The organism is Pseudomonas sp. PDM20, assembly GCF_014852575.3.
Lineage (GTDB): Bacteria > Pseudomonadota > Gammaproteobacteria > Pseudomonadales > Pseudomonadaceae > Pseudomonas.
In genome coordinates this window covers 6258868-6275146 of sequence record NZ_CM181224.1, presented here as the reverse complement: position 1 = coordinate 6275146, position 16279 = coordinate 6258868, and the positions used below count along the sequence as shown (strand labels likewise).

Sequence of the window (16279 nt, the reverse complement as noted above, 5' to 3'; positions counted from 1 at the left end):
GTCGGGCGACATGATCACCTATTACACCCTTGTCGGCGACCGCCTGGTGCGCCACAACGGCAGCGAGTGCCACGGCATGCCCAAGGACACGCTGTGGATCGATCTGTTCCAGCCCACGGCGCAAGAGGAGCAGTTGCTGGAGTCGATCATCGCGGTGGATGTGCCGACCCGCGAGGAGATGGCCGAGATCGAAGATTCCTCGCGCTTCTACGAGAGCAACGGTGCGCTGTACATGACCACCAGCGTGGTCGGTGGCATCCGCGAGCACAATCCCACTGTCTCGGAAGTCACCTGCGTGCTGACCCCGCACTGGCTGGTGACGGTGCGCTATACCGACCTGCTGGCCTTCCGTACCTTCGAGACGCGCACCCAGCGCGGCGGCTGCGAGGGTCGCAGCGACCAGCTGTTCGTGACCCTGATGGACAGCGTGGTGGACCGCATCGCCGACGTGCTGGAGATCGTCCAGAAGCAGCTCGACAGCCTGGGCACCAGCATCTTCCGCGAGGGCCCGGCCAGCGAGAAGGCCGACCTGCAGGAAGTGGTCAAGCAACTGGGGCGCAAGAACTCGCTGCTGTCCAAGCTCAACGAGAGCCTGCTGAGCATCAGCCGGCCGCTGTCGTACTTCCGTCAGGGCAGCAACGGCTGGATCAGCGACGAGGTGAAGCTGGGCATGAAGTCGGTGGAGCGCGATGTACGCTCGCTCAGCGAGTACCAGACGAAGATGGCCGGGGAAATCACCTTCCTGCTGGACGCCACCCTGGGTTTGATCAACATCGAGCAGAACAGCATCATCAAGGTGTTCTCCATCGCTGCCGTGCTGTTCCTGCCGCCGACCCTGGTGGGCACGGTGTACGGCATGAACTTCGCGCACATGCCGGAGCTGCAATGGCTGGCCGGCTACCCCATGGCGCTGGTGGCGATGGTCATCTCGGCGATCATTCCCTACTACTGGTTCAAGTACAAAGGCTGGCTCTAGGCGGGTTGATGCGGGTCAAGAAAGGCTTGCGGCACGGGTAGCACAGTGGAGGGCCGTCCCCACGTCTCACAGGAGGAGACCATGGCCCAGCAGCCCAAGCCCCGGCAGCCCATTTCCCAGGAGAGCCTGCCGCCACCCGAAGCCAGCAAGCCCGCCGCCGCGGCGCTGCCCGAAGTGACCACCGAGGGCGGTGCGCAGATCCAGGCACAGAGCCAGGGCCCGGTCGCGCTGACCGTCGCCATGGCCCCGCGCGGCAGCAACGAGGACTCCGGCTCCGCCCAGTTGCCCGCCAGCTATCCCTACCGCAAGCGCCTGCAGCGCAGGGAGTACGAGAAGGCCAAGGCCGAACTGCAGATCGAGCTGCTGAAGGTGCAGAACTGGGTGAAGGAGACCGGCCAGCGCATCGTCCTGCTCTTCGAGGGCCGCGACGCCGCCGGCAAGGGCGGCACCATCAAGCGCTTCACCGAACACCTCAACCCGCGTGGCGCCCGCGTGGTGGCGCTGGAGAAACCCAGCGATGCCGAGCGCGGCCAGTGGTACTTCCAGCGCTACATCCAACACCTGCCCACGGCCGGTGAAATCGTCTTCTTCGACCGCTCCTGGTACAACCGCGCCGGGGTCGAGCGAGTGATGGGCTTCTGCTCGCCGCGCCAGTACCTGGAGTTCATGCAGCAGACGCCGGAGCTTGAGCGCATGCTGGTGCGCAATGGCATCCACCTGTTCAAGTTCTGGTTCTCGGTGAGCCGCGAGGAGCAGCTGCGCCGCTTCGTCTCGCGTCGCGACGATCCGCTCAAGCACTGGAAGCTGTCGCCGATCGACATCCAGTCGCTGGACCGCTGGGACGACTACACCCAGGCCAAGGAGGCGATGTTCTTCCACACCGACACCGCCGACGCGCCCTGGGTGGTGGTCAAGTCCGACGACAAGAAGCGCGCGCGGCTCAATTGCCTGCGGCACTTCCTGCACAGCCTGGATTACCCGGACAAGAACCCGAAGATCGCCCGTGCCCCGGATGCGCTGCTGACGGGCCGTGCCGCGCTGATGGACCGCGATGAGCTGGAGCGCCCGGCGCAGGCAATGGTCCCGGTGCAGATACCAGAGCCGGAAGCCATCCCGGCCTGAGGCGCTACTGCTGGCTGATCAGCATGAGCTGGCCGGAGACCGCGCGGGCGTTGCGATCGACGATGATCGGCGCCCAGGGCCGGCCGGAAGCGCTGACGCCGCTGTTGCTCTTGCTGTTCATGTCCAGAAGCGCCTTGCTCAGGTACTCCCAGCGGGTGCGCAGTTTCTTGGTCGCGTCGCTGTCGGGCAGCTGGTCGATGCGCTGGGTCAGCAGCGGCACCAGTACGCCCTCGTCCTGGCCGAGGTATTCCTGCGGCTGCTCGCGGGCCAGCTCCAGGCCGCTGATATAGGCGCGCCCCAGGTACTGGGTGGCGAGGTACTCCACGCGCACCGGCAGCTCCCACAGCGGAATCTGGCTGGCGTCGGCGGTAGCGGGGACGAAACGTTCGATCTGGGTGAGCAGATCGCGCAGGGAGCGGCTCAGGTCCTGGTTGTAGCGCCAGGGCATATCTTCTTCCTTGGGGCCGTAGGAAACGCCGTTGCGAATCTGGGTAACGAACTCCGCATGGGCCTTGCGCAGGGCATCGTCAGCCTTGGGGTAGGCCTTGACGGCATTGTCCAGCGTGGCCAGGTCCTTCTCCAACTGGGCGGCGTGACCTTCCTGGAAGCCTTCGCCGCGCAGCAGCAACAGGCTGTTGATCGAGCGGCAGGTATAGACCTGCAGGGTCTGCAGCTGCAGTTCCTCGCTGGGGAGGTTGGCCTGGGCGGCGAGGGCGAAGAGTCCGAAACAGCACAGCATGAACCCACGAACGATATCGAACATGGCGGAGGCGTCCTTATTGTTATTGTGAGCCGCGCGATTCGCCGGATGTGTGTCTTTTTGGCGCCAGAAACGCAGCTATCCCTAGGCTAGCCGCGAACGAAGCCGCTGCAACCGACCGAAAGAGTGATTTGTGCAGGTGATGCCTGGTGCGGACGACGCCGGGGTGCGGGGGATTCTTTGTACGGGGGGCTCTGTACGGGTGAAGGTGCCGGCGGAAGGTCAGGAGGGGGGAGGACTGCTCTGGGGAGAGAGCCGGACCTTCCGCCGGGCTTGAGGGGCAGGCTGGCGTCAGAAGCGCCAGTAGGCGGAAAGGGTGGTCTGGTCGAGGTCGATGTCGCCGACGTCCAGGTATTCCTGCTCCAGGCGCACGCCCAGGCCGCCAATCACGTCCAGTTCGCCGCCGAAGCCGTAGAGCGGGTCCACGTCGTCGGACTTGCCGGCGGCGTCGTCATCGGCGTGCCAGGCATGCACGCCGGCAATGCCGTACAGGCGGATGCGCTGGCCGATGGGGAAGCCCAGGTGCACGTTGGCCTGTAGCGATTCGCCGTCGAAGTGCTTTTTGCCGTCGCTCATGTCGCCGAAGTCGACCACCGCGCCTTCCAGAGACAGGTAGTTGTTCAGGCGGTAGCCGGCGTACAGCTTGTAGCTGTCGTCCTGGTCGTCGAAGGAGCGGTCGTCGATTTCCAGGCGGGTGACGCCGCCCCCGACGTAGAGGCCGCTGTCGTCGGCCATCGCCAGGGCCGGGGCGGTCAGGGCGAGGGCGCAGAGGAGTTTCGAAAGGCGCATAGGATTCCCTTGCGGCCGGCGTGGAGGCCGGCCGCCTTGCTGTCTTGCGGAGGGTTGGGTGCCGCTCTGGCGCGGGCCTTTCGGCGGCTGCGCAGCGGCGGGGGCATTAGAGCGGGGTGGTGGCGTGCGCGACCATCGAAGCTTGTCGAGAGTCGTCTGGCTTTTGTTCTAGAGGCTGCCGTTCTGGAGGCTGTCGGCGAGCGTCAGGCGTGGGCGGCCTGGCGCAGGCGTTCGCGGTCTAGTATCTCGATGCCGCCATAGCTCAGGCGCACGATGCCCTGGGCTTCCAGCTCCTTGAGGATCTGGTTGGTGGTCTGCCGCGACAGCGACAGCATGGCCGCCAGTTGCTCCTGCGGCAGGTGCAGCTCGCGCTTGGCGGTGGCTGACTCGCCGTAGCCTTCGGCGATCATCAGCAGACGCCGGGCCAGGCGCGGCGCGGCCGGCAACAGCGACAGCTCCTCCAGCACGGCGAAGGTGATGCGCAGCTTGTGGCTCATCAGCAGGGCGAAATCTCGCCAGAATTCCGGGTGCTGCGCCAGCAGCGCCTGCAGCGGCGCCAGGGGCACCTGCAGCAATACGGTGGCGCCCTCGGCGTAGGCGTCGTGGGTGCGCGGCTGGCCGTCGAACAGACAGATCTCGCCGAACCAGTTGGGCGCTTCCACCAGGGCCAGTAAGGCTTCCTTGCCGGTCTCGCCGACCACGCTGACGCGCATCGCGCCTTCCACCACGCAATACAGGCCGCACGGCGCATCGCCACGGGCGAACAGACGCTGGCCGGCGGGCAGGCGGCGCACCACGGCCGCGTCGCACAGGGCCTGGCGCAGCCCCTCGGGGAGGGTCTGGAACCAGCGGCCATCTTGCAGGCAGGCGAGGTAGGGCTTGGCGTCGGTCATGGGCAATGTCGGCTAGCTGACAGAGTGGCAAGGCACAGATCGCCATCATGCCAGTACCTTGCGGGAGAACAACAATGAAAACTCTGGTCGATCACCTTGCCCAATATGCCGCCTACCACCGTGACCGGCGGAACATCGTCAGCCATTTCATCGGGATTCCGATGATCGTGCTGGCCATCGCCACCCTGCTGTCGCGCCCCGGTTTCGAGTTGGCCGGCCTGTTGGTCTCGCCCGCCACGTTGCTGGCGCTGGCCTCGGTGGTCTTCTACCTGCGCCTGGACCTGCGTTTCGGCCTGCTGATGACCGCGCTGCTGGCGCTGTCGCTGTGGCTGGGCGCCGGCTTTGCCGCCGGCAGCACCGCCTACTGGCTCACCTGGGGTATCGGCCTGTTCGTCGTGGGCTGGATCATCCAGTTCGTCGGCCACTGGTACGAAGGGCGCAAGCCGGCGTTCGTCGATGACCTCACCGGGCTGATCGTCGGCCCGCTGTTCGTCGCCGCCGAAGCGGCCTTCCTGCTGGGCCTGCGCGATGAAGTGCGCCACGCCGTGGAAGAGCGCGCCGGCCCCACCTGCATCCGCGAGAAGAAGGCGACCGCCTGATCCGCCTTATTCCGTACCGCTGAGCTGGCGGAGGATGCGCGCGCTGTCGGGGTCGGCCGGGAAGAAGGTTTCCAGGGCCAGCTCCGACAGTGTCACGTCCACCGGTGTGCCGAACACCGTGATGGTGCCGATCAGGCTGCACACGCCCAGCTCTGTCTGCAGTTGCACCGGGATCAGCACCATGTCGCCGCTGGCCGCCTCGTCGTAGGGCGGTGCCGGGTAGCCTGCCACTTCGTCGCGCAACGCCGCCAGCGCGGGGTCGCCGCTGGCTTCGAAGTCGCGTTGCAGGCGCTCCACCACATGCGCCTTCCACGGCCCGAGATTGAGAATGCGCGGTGCCAGGCCCTTGGGGTGCAGGCTCATGCGCAGCACGTTGATCGGCGGCTGCAGCAGTTCCGGGTCGACGCCGATCAGGAAAATGTCCACCGTGCGGTTGGACGCCAGCAGGTTCCAGTGGCGGTCTACCACCATCGCCGGGTTTGGCTCGTGGGCCTTGAGCAACTGGTCGATGGCCTGCCGGGCTACCGTCAATGCCGGGTCGTCCAGGCCCTTCTCCGAGTACACCGGGGCGTAGCCGGCGGCGCTGAGCAGGCGGTTGCGTTCGCGCAGGGGGATGTCCAGCTGTTCGGCCAGGTGCAGGAGCATCTCGCGGCTGGGCAGGGCGCGGCCGGTTTCGACGAAGCTCAGGTGGCGCGTGGAAATCTCCGCGTCGCAGGCGAGGTCGAGCTGGCTGAGCCGGCGGCGCTGGCGCCATTGGCGGAGCAGGGCGCCGACTGGTTGGGCCGGGTTTTCGTGGGCTGATCTGTTCATGGCTTCGAACGATAGACCTGCTGCCCGGTAACGGCCATTACCTGGCAGGTAATCGACGCCCCTACGTCCCGGGCGGATTCTTCAGCCACACGCCGCCAACCGGTGGCGACCCCTGAAGGAGCTTCGCCATGACTCTGCTGCAATCCTCCCCGCTGCTTCGCCTGACCCTGAAAGTCGATGCCATCGCCGGTGGCGCCATGGGCCTGCTGATGGCACTCGCCGCGCAACCGCTGGGCGAACTGCTGGGCCTGCCCTTCGTGCTGTTGCTGGTGGCCGGCATCGTGCTCCTGCCGCTGGCGCTGGTGCTCTACTGGATGAGCAATCAGAGCGTTCTGTCGCGCACCGGCGTCTGGGCGGTCATCGCCCTGAACGCGCTGTGGGTGGTGGAGAGCGTCGCCCTGCTGGTGACCGGCTACGTGCAGCCGACCGCCCTGGGCTACGCCTTCGTCATCGGCCAGGCGCTGGTGGTGCTGCTGCTGGCGGAGCTGGAGTTCTTCGGTCTGCGCCGGTCGGCTGTCCTGGCCCTGTGACTGCGCAACCCGCAGGGCGCATAACGCGTCAGCATTATCCGCCGGACAGGAGCCGGCGGATAACCTGTTCCAGGTTATGCGCCCTACGGTGCTGCGGGATGCGCAACGCCTTATGCCAGGGCTTCGCGGACGAAATCGAGGCGGTCCTGGCCGAAGAACATCTCGTCACCGACGAACATGGTCGGTGCGCCGAACATCCCGCGTTTGATTGCCGCCTCGGTGTTGGCCTTCAGCGCGTCCTTCACTTCCTGCTCGGCGGTCAGCGCCAGCAGCGCCTGGGGGTCGAAACCCGCCTCGGCCAGCAACGGGCCGAGCACCGCCGGGTCGCCCAGGTTCAGCGCGTCCACCCACATGCCCTTGAACACGCAAGCCAGCAGCGCGTCGAAGCGTTCCGGCTGGCGCAGCTGCACGCCGGTGGCGGCGCGCATCAGGGTCAGGGTGTTGATCGGGAAGTACGGGTTCATCTTCAACGGCACGCCGTAGCGGCGGGCGAAGCGCAGCATGTCGATCATCGTGTAGCGGCCCTTGGCCGGGATGGCGATGGGCGAGGCATTGCCGGTGGCCTGGAACACGCCGCCCAGCAGCACCGGGCGATAGACCAGCCCGGCTCCTGCCTCGGCGCAGATCGCTGGCAGCTGGGTATACGCCAGGTAGGAAGTCGGGCTGCCGAAATCGAAATAGAACTCGACGCTCTTGCTCATGAGTGGCTCTCTTTCTTGTTGTCGTTATGGGCGGATTACCAGCGCTCGATCCAGGGGCGCAGGTCCAGTTCGAAGGTCCAGGCATCGCGCGGCTGGGAGTGCAGGTACCAGTAGCTGTCGGCGATATGCTCGGGATCGAGAATGCCGTCCTGGTCCTTCAGCGCGTAGCGCTCGGGGAAGGTCTCACGGATGAATTCGGTATCGATGGCGCCATCGACGACAACGTGGGCGACGTGCAGGCCGATCGGTCCCAGCTCGCGGGCCATGCTCTGGGCCAGTGCGCGGATGCCGTGCTTGGCTCCGGCGAAGGCGGCGAAGCCCGAGGCGCCGCGCAGGCCGGCGGTGGCGCCGGTGAACAGGAGAGTACCGCGCTGGCGCTTGACCATGCGCTTGGCCACTTCGCGGCCGGTGAGGAAGCCGGAGAAGCAGGCCATTTCCCAGATCTTGAAGTACTTGCGCGCGGTCTCTTCGAGGATACTGCAGGGCACGTTGGCGCCGATGTTGAAGACGAAGGCTTCGATGGGGCCGATGTCGCGCTCGATGGTTTCCACCAGCTCGATCACCGCCTCTTCCTTGCGCGCGTCGGAGGCGAAACCGTGGGCCTCGCCGCCCTCGGCGCGGATCTGCTCCACCAGCGGCTGCAGCTTGTCGGCCGAGCGCCGGGTGACGCAGGCGACGTAGCCCTCGCGGGCGAAGCGGCGGGCGATGGCGCCGCCGGTGGCATCGCCGGCGCCGATGACCAGGACGACTTTCTTGTTCGACATGCTCGTTTCCTCTGCGGGGTGCGCGAAAGTTGGTAAACGGTCGTTAGGTAAACGAACGTTATGTTAATCTGCGAGACATCGTCAACCGCTTCGCCGGAGTTGTCCCGATGCGCTACTCAGCCACCCACAAGGAAGAAACCCGCCAGCGTCTGCTCGACAGCAGCGGCGCGCTCGCCAAGCAGGGCGGCTTCGCCACCTCCGGGGTGGACGGGCTGATGAAGGCGGTGGGCTTGTCCGGCGGGGCGTTCTACAACCACTTCGGGTCGAAGGACGAACTGTTCGCCGCCATCGTCGAGCGCGAGTTGCAGCAGAGCGTCGAGCGCCTCGCGGCCAAGGGCAAGGTGCTCGATCGTGCGCGCCTGGAGCGCGGCCTGAAGCGCTACCTGAGCGTTACCCACGTGCAGGACGCTGGCGCTGGTTGTGCGATTCCGGCGCTGGGCGCGGAGATCGCTCGCGCCGATGAGGCCGTGCGGCAGAGCGCCGAGGATGCGCTGCTGGAGTTGCAGCAGGCCTGGGGCGAGGCGCTGGGTTCGCCGGAAGACGCCTGGGCGTTGCTGGCGCAATGCGTCGGCGCGCTGGTGGTGGCGCGGATGGTTGCCAGCGAGAAGACGCAGAAGGCGATCATCGAGTCGAGCCGGGAGTTTTTGCTCCGTCATCTCGACGAGCAGTGAGGTGCTATCCCGTAGGCTTTATGCGCCCTACGCAAGCCAATCAGCGCGGGTCAGAGACCGCGGATGGCAAGGTCGGCGCCGAGCAGGAGCAGTCCGCCGAAGAAACAGCGGCGGAACGCCAGCGGGCTGATCCGCGAGCGCAGCCAGGTGCCCAGGTACATGCCCGCCAGCGCCGGCAACAGGGCTAGCAGCGACAGGCCGAGCACATCCGCCTGCAGCAGCGAGCCGTGCTGGCTGAGGGTGATCGCCAGGGCCAGGGTCGAGACGGTGAAGGACAATCCCAGTGCCTGCACCAGGTCGTCCTTCTCCAGCCCGAGAGCCTGCAGGAACGGCACGGCGGGAATCACGAAGACGCCGGTCACGGCGGTGACGCCGCCGGTGATCACGCCGATCAGCGGCGACAGCCAGCGCTCGTGTTTCGGTGCCACGCTGAAGCGCTTGTTCGACAGCCCCAGCAGCGCGTAAAGAATCAGTGCCACACCCAGCAGCGGTGTCGCCGCCGGCCAGTTGCGTCCTGCCAGCAGCCAGCCCACCAGCAGGGTGCCGATGACTATGCCGACCAGCATGCCCCACATCCGCTTGAGCAGCCCGAGGAAGCGCGGCCCGGCGGCGAGCTGCCAGATGTTGGTGACGGTAGAGGGTACGACGAGAATCGCGGCTGCCTGCATCGGCGGCATCACCAGCCCGAGCAGCCCGACGGCGACCGTGGGCAGGCCGAGGCCCACCACCCCCTTCACCAGGCCGGCGAGGAGGAAGGTGAGGATGATCAGTTCGAGGTGCTGGGGGAGGGCGTCGAACATGGCCGGGCCTTGCGTGAAAAGGACCGGGGCAGGATACGGAAGATCGAGGGTCGACGCGAACCTGCAGGAGCGGGCCATGCCCGCGATCACGTCCATGGGACGCTCCTGCAGGTCTACGGATGCATCAGATATTCGCCACCGGCTGGTAGGCCTTCGGCTTGAAGTACAGCGTCTCGCCACGGGCCAGCCCGGTCAGGCTGTCGTGGTCCTTGACCACTTCGGCCTCGATCAGCTCGTCCTGGCCGTCGACCTTGAGGGTCACGCGGGTGATCGCGCCCAGCGGGCGGATGTCGCGGACTTCGGCGGCGCGGTGCTCGGCCACTTCGGAGCGCGACAGCGAGATTTCGTGCGGGCGGAACAGCACGTGCTCGTCACCGCCGATGTGCAGGCGGTTGGAGTCGCCGAGGAAGTGGTAGACGAAGTCGCTGGCCGGGTTCTCGTAGACCTCGCCAGGGGAGCCGATCTGCTCGATCACGCCCTTGTTCATCACCACGATGCGGTCGGCGACTTCCATCGCTTCTTCCTGGTCGTGGGTGACGAACACGGAGGTCAGGTTGATCTCCTCGTGCAGGCGTGCAAGCCAGCGGCGCAGCTCTTTACGCACCTTGGCGTCGAGGGCGCCGAAGGGTTCGTCGAGCAGCAGGATCTTAGGCTCCACCGCCAGTGCACGGGCCAGCGCGATACGCTGACGCTGGCCGCCGGAGAGCTGCTCCGGGTAGCGGTCGGAGAGCCAGTCCAGCTGCACCATGTTGAGCAGTTCGTGGACTTTCTCGGCGATGCGCGCTTCGCTCGGGCGCTCCTTCTTGGGCTTCATGCGCAGGCCGAAGGCTACGTTGTCGAACACCGTCATGTGGCGGAACAGTGCGTAGTGCTGGAACACGAAGCCGACATTGCGATCACGCACGTCGTGCTGCGAGACGTCCTCGCCGTGGAACACGATGTTGCCCACGTCCGGGGTTTCCAGGCCGGCGATGATGCGCAGCAGGGTGGTCTTGCCGCAGCCGGACGGGCCGAGCAGGGCGACCAGCTCGCCGCTGTGGATGTCGAGGTTGATGTCGTTCAGCGCCTTGAAGGCGTTGAAGTTCTTGCTGACGTTACGGATCTCGATGCTCATGGCGTGGCTCTCACTTATTCATCGTCAGCTTTGACTTTGGTGCGGGACAGGCGCGACTCGCTCCACTGCTTGAGCAGCAGGATGACCAGGGCCATCAGCAGCAGCAGGGTGGCGACGCTGAAAGCGGCGACGTGGTTGTATTCGTTGTAGAGGATTTCGACGTGCAGCGGCAGGGTGTTGGTGACGCCGCGGATGTGCCCGGAGACCACCGACACCGCGCCGAACTCGCCCATGGCCCGCGCGGTGCACAGCACCACGCCGTAGATCAGGCCCCATTTGATGTTCGGCAGGGTCACGTGCCAGAACATCTGCCAGCCATTGGCGCCGAGCAGGCGCGCGGCCTCTTCCTCCTGGGTGCCCTGTTCCTGCATCAGCGGGATCAGTTCGCGGGCGACGAAGGGGAAGGTGACGAAGAGGGTGGCCAGGACGATGCCGGGCACGGCGAAGACGATCTGGATGTCGTGGTCCGACAGCCACTCGCCGAAGTAGCCCTGGGCGCCGAACAGCAGCACGTAGATCAGGCCGGCGATCACCGGGGAGACCGAGAACGGCAGGTCGATCAGGGTCACCAGGATGCTCTTGCCGGGGAACTCGAACTTGGTCACGCACCAGGCGGCGGCGATGCCGAACACCAGGTTCAGCGGCACCGAGATGCCCACGGCGATCAGTGTCAGCTTCAGCGCGGCCAGCGCGTCGGGTTCCAGGATGGCTTCGAAGAAGGTGCCGAAGCCCTGCTTCAGCGCTTCACTCAGAACGACGAACAGCGGCAGCAGCAGGAACAGGGCGAAGGCCAGCCAGGCCAGCGCGATCAGGGCGCGGCGGCCCCAGACATTACCCCGGCGAGCAGCGTTGGCAGCGGCCGCGGCGGAAAGGCTTGCGGTACTCATGGCGCGCTCCTCAGGGTGTTTCGATGCGGCGTTGCAGCAGGTTGATCAGCAGCAGCAGGACGAAGGCGACGACCAGCATCAGCACGCCGATGGCGGTGGCGCCGGTGTAGTCGTACTGGTCCAGCTTGACCATGATCAGCAGCGGCAGGATCTCGGTCTTCATCGGCATGTTGCCGGCGATGAAGATCACCGAGCCGTACTCGCCGACGCCGCGGGCGAAGGCCAGGGCGAAGCCGGTCAGCCAGGCCGGCAGCAGCGCCGGCAGCAGCACATGGCGGAACACCTGCAGCGGCTTGGCGCCCAGGCAGGCGGCGGCTTCTTCCACTTCACGCGGGATATCGGCCAGTACCGGCTGCACGGTGCGCACCACGAACGGCAGCACCACGAAGGTCAGCGCCAGGGTGATGCCCAGTGGGGTGTAGGCGATCTTCAGGCCGATCTCGGTGGCGAAGCGGCCGACCAGGCCGTTGGGCGCGTACAGCGCGGTGAGCGCGATGCCGGCCACGGCGGTGGGCAGGGCGAACGGCAGGTCGATCATCGCGTCGATGATCTTGCGTCCCGGGAAGCGGTAGCGCACCAGCACCCAGGCCAGCAGGGTGCCGATCACGCCGTTGATCAGGGCGGCGATCAGCGCGGTGCCGAAGCTCAGCTTGAGCGCGGCGATGACCCGCGGCGCGGTGATGATGGTCCAGAACTGATCCCAGGAGAGCTGGGTCGTCTTGAGGAACATGGCCCCCAGCGGAATCAGCACCAACAGGCTGAGATACACCAGGGTGTAGCCCAGAGTCAGCCCGAAGCCGGGTATGACCGGGGAGATGCGTCGCGACATTGTCTGTCCTTTCTCATGAACGCGTTGAGCCCCCGCCATGGGGCGGGGGTTTTCCTTTTCGCCCAGGCTGTGCACCGGCCTGCGCGGATCGGGCCGCCCGGCGCAAGGCCGGGCGGGTGGCGCATCACTGCGCCTGGTAGATCTTGTCGAAGATGCCGCCGTCGTTGAAGAACTTGGGCTGCGCGACTTTCCAGCCGCCGAAGTCCTTGTCGATGGTCACCAGGTTGAGTTTCGGGAACTGGTTGGCGAACTCGGCAGCGACCTTGGCATCACGCGGGCGGTAGAAGTTCTGCGCGGCGATGCGCTGGCCTTCTTCGCTGTACAGGTACTTCAGGTATTCCTCGGCGACCTTGCGGGTGCCTTTCTTGTCGACGGTCTTGTCGACCACGGCCACCGGCGGCTCTGCCAGGATGGACACGGACGGAACGACGATCTCGAAGTTCTCGCCGCCCTGTTCCTTCTTGGCCAGGAAGGCTTCGTTCTCCCAGGCCAGCAGCACGTCGCCAATGTTGTTGTTGACGAAGGTGATGGTCGAACCGCGGGCGCCAGTGTCCAGAACCGGCACGTGCTTGTACAGGTTCTGTACGTATTCCTGGGCTTTCTCGTCGCTACCGTATTCCTTCTTCGCCCAGGCCCAGGCGGCCAGGAAGTTCCAGCGGGCGCCGCCGGAGGTCTTCGGGTTCGGGGTGATGACTTCCACGCCCTGCTTGGTCAGGTCGGCCCAGTCCTTGATGCCCTTGGGGTTGCCCTTGCGCACCAGGAACACGATGGTCGAGGTGTAGGGGGTGCTGTTGTCGGGCAGGCGGGCCTGCCAGTCGGCGGGCAGCAGCTTGCCCAGCTTGTTCAGTTCGTCGATGTCGCCGGCCAGGGCCAGGGTCACCACGTCGGCCTTCAGGCCGTCGATCACGGCGCGGGCCTGTTTGCCCGAGCCACCGTGGGATTGCTGCACGGTCAGGTCGTCACCGCCCTGGGCCTTCCAGTGCTTGATGAAGGCGGCGTTGTAGGCCTGGTACAGCTCGCGGGTCGGGTCGTAGGAAACGTTGAGCAGTTGGGTCGCGGCGGAGACGGGGCCTGCGACCACAGTGGATATCAGTGCGCTGGCCAGTGCGGCCAGGGCGAAACGGCGGATGGACATGTGCAGCTCCTGAAAAAAATGCAGTTCTTTATGTTTGTTTGGCAGGGTCTTTCGGGGGCGATCTCAGCCACGCATTCGTGGCTGGCTGCTGCAGTACCGGTGGGGCAGGGCGGTCATGGCGACGCTCCGGTGGTCCAGTCATGCCCCTTGATAAAGGGGCGCGTCGGCTCAGGCAGGTTTGCCGGGGCTCTGCTGCAGGCGGAATTTTTCCTTGCGCTCGATCTGCACGACCTGGCCGTTGTGCACGGTGATCTCGACGGCGCCGAAACGCAGGCCACGCAGGGCGCTCTGCACTTCGCGCAGGATGTTGGCTTCGTCCTGGCCGTCCAGGCTACGGAGGGTTGCGCTCATGGGTATCTGCTCCTAGTGGGTTTACCACCGGCCGTTTCATCGTCGGCGCGTGCGGTGTGAGCGCATCTTAGGCAGGAGCTGGATATTCTTAAAAATACTGTTTAAGAATTTTTATATATCCGAAAGTTTTTAACGCGATTTCATGCGGGGTCGCGCGGCAATTGTGCCAGCAGCTCGGTGGCCGGCTGCGGTGCGCCGTACCAGTACCCCTGGCCGAAATCGCAGGCGTGGGTGAGGAGGAAGGCGGCCTGGTCGGGCCGCTCGATGCCCTCGGCGACCACCTGCAGGCCCATGCTCTGGCCCAGGGCGATCACCGCGCAGGCGATGGCGGCGTCCTCGGATTCGTCCGGCAGGCCGGCGACGAAGCCCTGGTCGATCTTCAGCTTGTGCACCGGCATGCGCTTGAGGCGCATCAGCGAGGAGTAACCGGTGCCGAAGTCGTCGATGGCCAGGTGCACGCCCAGCAGGCGCAGTTGGCAGAGCAGCTCCAGGGCCTGGTCGAAGTTCTCCATCACCGCGCTTTCGGTGACTTCCAGCTCCAGGTGATGCGGCTCCAGGCCGCTCTGCTCCAGCGCCAGGGCCACACGCTCTTCCAGGCCGCCACGACCGAACAGCCGGCTGGAGACGTTGACCGCGATGAAGTCCAGGTCGGCGCCGGCGTCCAGCCACTGGCGCATCTGCCGGCAGGCCTGGTCGAGTACCCAGGCGTCGATGGCGGTGATCAGGCCGCTTTCCTCGGCCACCGGGATGAACTCGCTGGGCGGAATCAGTCCCTGGCTCGGGTGCTGCCAGCGCACCAGCGACTCGACACCGACCATGCGGCCGGTGGCCAGGTCGTGCACCGGCTGGAAGTACAGGCGCAGTTCGTCATGGTCCAGCGCGTGGCGCAGCGCCGATTCCACCTGCACGTGGGAGCGCGCGCGGGCGGTCAGCTCGGGGGTATAGAAGGCGTAGAGGTTGCGCCCGCTGGCCTTGGCCTGGAACAGCGCGGCGTCGGCGTGCTGCAGCAGGTGGTCGACGTTGCGCGCGTCCTCGGGGAACAGGCTGACGCCCAGGCTCACCGACATGTAGATGATCTGTTCGTTAACCTCGAAGGGCGCGCTCATCGCTTCCAGCAGGCGCTGGGCGAGGCTGCTGGCATGGTGCGGCTGCTGGCTTTCGAGGACCACGGCGAACTCGTCGCCGCCCAGTCGCGCCAGGGAGCAGCGTTCGTCCAGGCAGTCTTCCAGGCGCTTGGCCACCGCGCGGATGAGCAGGTCGCCGATGGTGTGGCCGAGGCTGTCGTTGATGTGCTTGAAGTGGTCGAGGTCGATGCTCAGCAGTGCGCCACCGCTCTGTTCGCGCTCGGCACGGGCCAGCGCCTGCTCGATGCGCTCGCGCAGCAGCAGGCGGTTGGGCAGGCCCGTGAGCGGGTCGTGGTGGGCGAGGAAATCCAGTTCGTGCTGTGAGCGCTTGAGGCTGCTGAGGTCGGAGAACACCGCGACGTAGTGGGTCAGTTCTCCCTCGTCATTACGCACGGCGCGGATGTGCTGCCATTGCGGGTACACCTCGCCGCTCTTGCGGCGGTTCCAGATTTCGCCGCTCCACACGCCGTTCTCGTGCAGGGCGGCCCACATGCGCTGGTAGAAGGCGTCGTCCTGGCGGCCGGACTTGAGCAGCGAAGGCTCGCCGCCGAGCACGTCCTCGGCGCTGTAGCCGGTAATGCGCGAGAAGGACGGATTGGTGTGCACGATCACGCCGCGCGCGTCGGTCACCAGCAGGCCTTCCTGGGTCGCCTCGAATACCGCGGCGGCCTGGCGCAGGTGATCCTCGTTGCTGCGCTGATGGGTGATGTCGCGGTTGACGCCGGTCAGGCGCAGCGGGCGGCCGTCCTCACCGCGGGTCAGGCGGCCACTGCTGCGAACCCAGCGGTAGGTGTCGTCGCTGTGGCGGATGCGGTAGACGCACTCCAGACGCGTGCTCAGGCCCTGGAGGCAATCCTGGTGAAGGGCCAGGACGCGCGCGCGGTCTTCCGGGTGCAGGCGATTTTCCCACAGCAGCAGGTCATCGCTCAGGTGCTCCAGGGGCAGGCCGAGCAGGTTGGCGTAGCCGGAGGAATAATGGACGCGCTGGGTTTCCAGGTCCCAGTCCCAGATGCCGTCCTCGACCACCGCGAAGGCGCGGCTCAGGCGTTGCTCCTTGTCGGCCAGCGCGGCGAAGGCGGCGTGCTGCCGGCCAAAGTGCCGCCAGAGCAGGAAGAACAGCACGAGCGAGGTGATAGCCAGGAACAGGTACTTCTTCACCTCCATCCAGTGCATCAGCGAAGCGGGATCGATGAGCAGCTTTTGTAACCATTGGTCACTGAGCAGCACCCAGAGGGAGCCCAGGGCCAGGTACAACAGACTGATGCGCAAGGCGCTGAGGCGAGGATTCATGCGGTAGTGGGTTGGATTTATTGGCTGTGCAGTATAAATGATGGCCACGTGGCCACATTCGTATCTAAAAGACCGGATGGTAATCCGGACCTGCTTGGTGATAATGCGGCTGTCTTTTCCCGGTACAGCACGCC

18 protein-coding genes are annotated in these 16279 nt (G+C 65.9%); 5 read left to right on the top strand and 13 right to left on the bottom strand.

Going from position 1 to position 16279, the window contains the following annotated elements:
* Positions 1 to 10 precede the first annotated feature (10 nt).
* Both IB261_RS28825 and ppk2 read left to right on the top strand, forming a co-directional pair.
* Positions 11 to 976: a magnesium transporter CorA family protein gene (locus IB261_RS28825; RefSeq protein ID WP_081515200.1), complete on the top strand. Its 966-nt coding sequence runs from the start codon at positions 11 to 13 to the stop codon at positions 974 to 976.
* Between the two features lie 240 nt (positions 977 to 1216).
* On the top strand, positions 1217 to 2098 hold the full coding sequence (gene ppk2, locus IB261_RS28820; RefSeq protein ID WP_225594891.1) for a polyphosphate kinase 2: 882 nt from the start codon (positions 1217 to 1219) through the stop codon (positions 2096 to 2098).
* A 4-nt stretch (positions 2099 to 2102) separates the two neighbouring features.
* On the opposite strand, the gene IB261_RS28815 is transcribed toward ppk2, so the two are convergent.
* The 3 genes from IB261_RS28815 to IB261_RS28805 all read right to left on the bottom strand — a co-directional run bounded on the left by IB261_RS28815 (position 2103) and on the right by IB261_RS28805 (position 4540).
* On the bottom strand, positions 2103 to 2861 hold the full coding sequence (locus IB261_RS28815; protein ID WP_081515202.1) for a hypothetical protein: 759 nt from the start codon (positions 2859 to 2861) through the stop codon (positions 2103 to 2105).
* Between the two features lie 288 nt (positions 2862 to 3149).
* Positions 3150 to 3647 (bottom strand): outer membrane beta-barrel protein, encoded by a 498-nt coding sequence (locus IB261_RS28810; protein WP_081515203.1) that lies wholly within the window; start codon positions 3645 to 3647, stop codon positions 3150 to 3152.
* 203 nt (positions 3648 to 3850) lie between these two features.
* A complete protein-coding gene (locus tag IB261_RS28805) occupies positions 3851 to 4540 on the bottom strand; it encodes a Crp/Fnr family transcriptional regulator (RefSeq protein WP_192225089.1) in 690 nt (229 codons plus the stop codon).
* 74 nt (positions 4541 to 4614) lie between these two features.
* Between IB261_RS28805 and IB261_RS28800 the strand changes: the two genes are divergently transcribed.
* Positions 4615 to 5139: an Mpo1 family 2-hydroxy fatty acid dioxygenase gene (locus tag IB261_RS28800; RefSeq protein WP_081515205.1), complete on the top strand. Its 525-nt coding sequence runs from the start codon at positions 4615 to 4617 to the stop codon at positions 5137 to 5139.
* Between the two features lie 6 nt (positions 5140 to 5145).
* Here the strand turns inward: IB261_RS28800 and IB261_RS28795 are convergent, their stop codons facing one another.
* Positions 5146 to 5949, bottom strand: coding sequence for an MmyB family transcriptional regulator (locus tag IB261_RS28795; RefSeq protein ID WP_081515206.1), 804 nt, complete (start codon positions 5947 to 5949; stop codon positions 5146 to 5148).
* A 128-nt stretch (positions 5950 to 6077) separates the two neighbouring features.
* On the opposite strand from IB261_RS28795, the gene IB261_RS28790 reads away from it, so the two are divergent.
* Positions 6078 to 6479: a hypothetical protein gene (locus IB261_RS28790; protein WP_151188701.1), complete on the top strand. Its 402-nt coding sequence runs from the start codon at positions 6078 to 6080 to the stop codon at positions 6477 to 6479.
* A 110-nt stretch (positions 6480 to 6589) separates the two neighbouring features.
* Here IB261_RS28790 and IB261_RS28785 read toward each other — a convergent pair whose 3' ends face one another.
* Together IB261_RS28785 and IB261_RS28780 are read right to left on the bottom strand one after the other, a co-directional pair.
* Complete coding sequence (locus IB261_RS28785; RefSeq protein WP_192225091.1) at positions 6590 to 7180, bottom strand: 2-hydroxychromene-2-carboxylate isomerase; 591 nt, start codon at positions 7178 to 7180, stop codon at positions 6590 to 6592.
* Positions 7181 to 7215: 35 nt separating this feature from the next.
* Complete coding sequence (locus tag IB261_RS28780) at positions 7216 to 7944, bottom strand: SDR family oxidoreductase (protein ID WP_151188699.1); 729 nt, start codon at positions 7942 to 7944, stop codon at positions 7216 to 7218.
* Positions 7945 to 8051: 107 nt separating this feature from the next.
* Between IB261_RS28780 and IB261_RS28775 the strand changes: the two genes are divergently transcribed.
* Positions 8052 to 8615, top strand: coding sequence for a TetR/AcrR family transcriptional regulator (locus tag IB261_RS28775; RefSeq protein WP_192383613.1), 564 nt, complete (start codon positions 8052 to 8054; stop codon positions 8613 to 8615).
* 50 nt (positions 8616 to 8665) lie between these two features.
* On the opposite strand, the gene IB261_RS28770 is transcribed toward IB261_RS28775, so the two are convergent.
* The 7 genes from IB261_RS28770 to IB261_RS28740 form a co-directional block, all read right to left on the bottom strand.
* The gene (locus tag IB261_RS28770) at positions 8666 to 9415 is read right to left on the bottom strand and encodes a sulfite exporter TauE/SafE family protein (protein WP_192383614.1); all 750 of its coding nucleotides are present in this window, start codon (positions 9413 to 9415) and stop codon (positions 8666 to 8668) included.
* Between the two features lie 124 nt (positions 9416 to 9539).
* A complete protein-coding gene (locus tag IB261_RS28765; RefSeq protein WP_045215470.1) occupies positions 9540 to 10529 on the bottom strand; it encodes a sulfate/molybdate ABC transporter ATP-binding protein in 990 nt (329 codons plus the stop codon).
* 14 nt (positions 10530 to 10543) lie between these two features.
* The gene (cysW, locus tag IB261_RS28760; RefSeq protein WP_081515211.1) at positions 10544 to 11416 is read right to left on the bottom strand and encodes a sulfate ABC transporter permease subunit CysW; all 873 of its coding nucleotides are present in this window, start codon (positions 11414 to 11416) and stop codon (positions 10544 to 10546) included.
* A 10-nt stretch (positions 11417 to 11426) separates the two neighbouring features.
* The gene (cysT, locus tag IB261_RS28755; RefSeq protein WP_017520777.1) at positions 11427 to 12245 is read right to left on the bottom strand and encodes a sulfate ABC transporter permease subunit CysT; all 819 of its coding nucleotides are present in this window, start codon (positions 12243 to 12245) and stop codon (positions 11427 to 11429) included.
* A gap of 124 nt (positions 12246 to 12369) precedes the next feature.
* Positions 12370 to 13380, bottom strand: a complete 1011-nt coding sequence (locus IB261_RS28750) for a sulfate ABC transporter substrate-binding protein (protein ID WP_081515213.1) — start codon at positions 13378 to 13380, stop codon at positions 12370 to 12372.
* 168 nt (positions 13381 to 13548) lie between these two features.
* On the bottom strand, positions 13549 to 13731 hold the full coding sequence (oscA, locus tag IB261_RS28745; protein ID WP_017520779.1) for a sulfur starvation response protein OscA: 183 nt from the start codon (positions 13729 to 13731) through the stop codon (positions 13549 to 13551).
* A 140-nt stretch (positions 13732 to 13871) separates the two neighbouring features.
* Positions 13872 to 16145, bottom strand: a complete 2274-nt coding sequence (locus IB261_RS28740; protein WP_192383615.1) for a putative bifunctional diguanylate cyclase/phosphodiesterase — start codon at positions 16143 to 16145, stop codon at positions 13872 to 13874.
* Positions 16146 to 16279 lie beyond the last annotated feature (134 nt).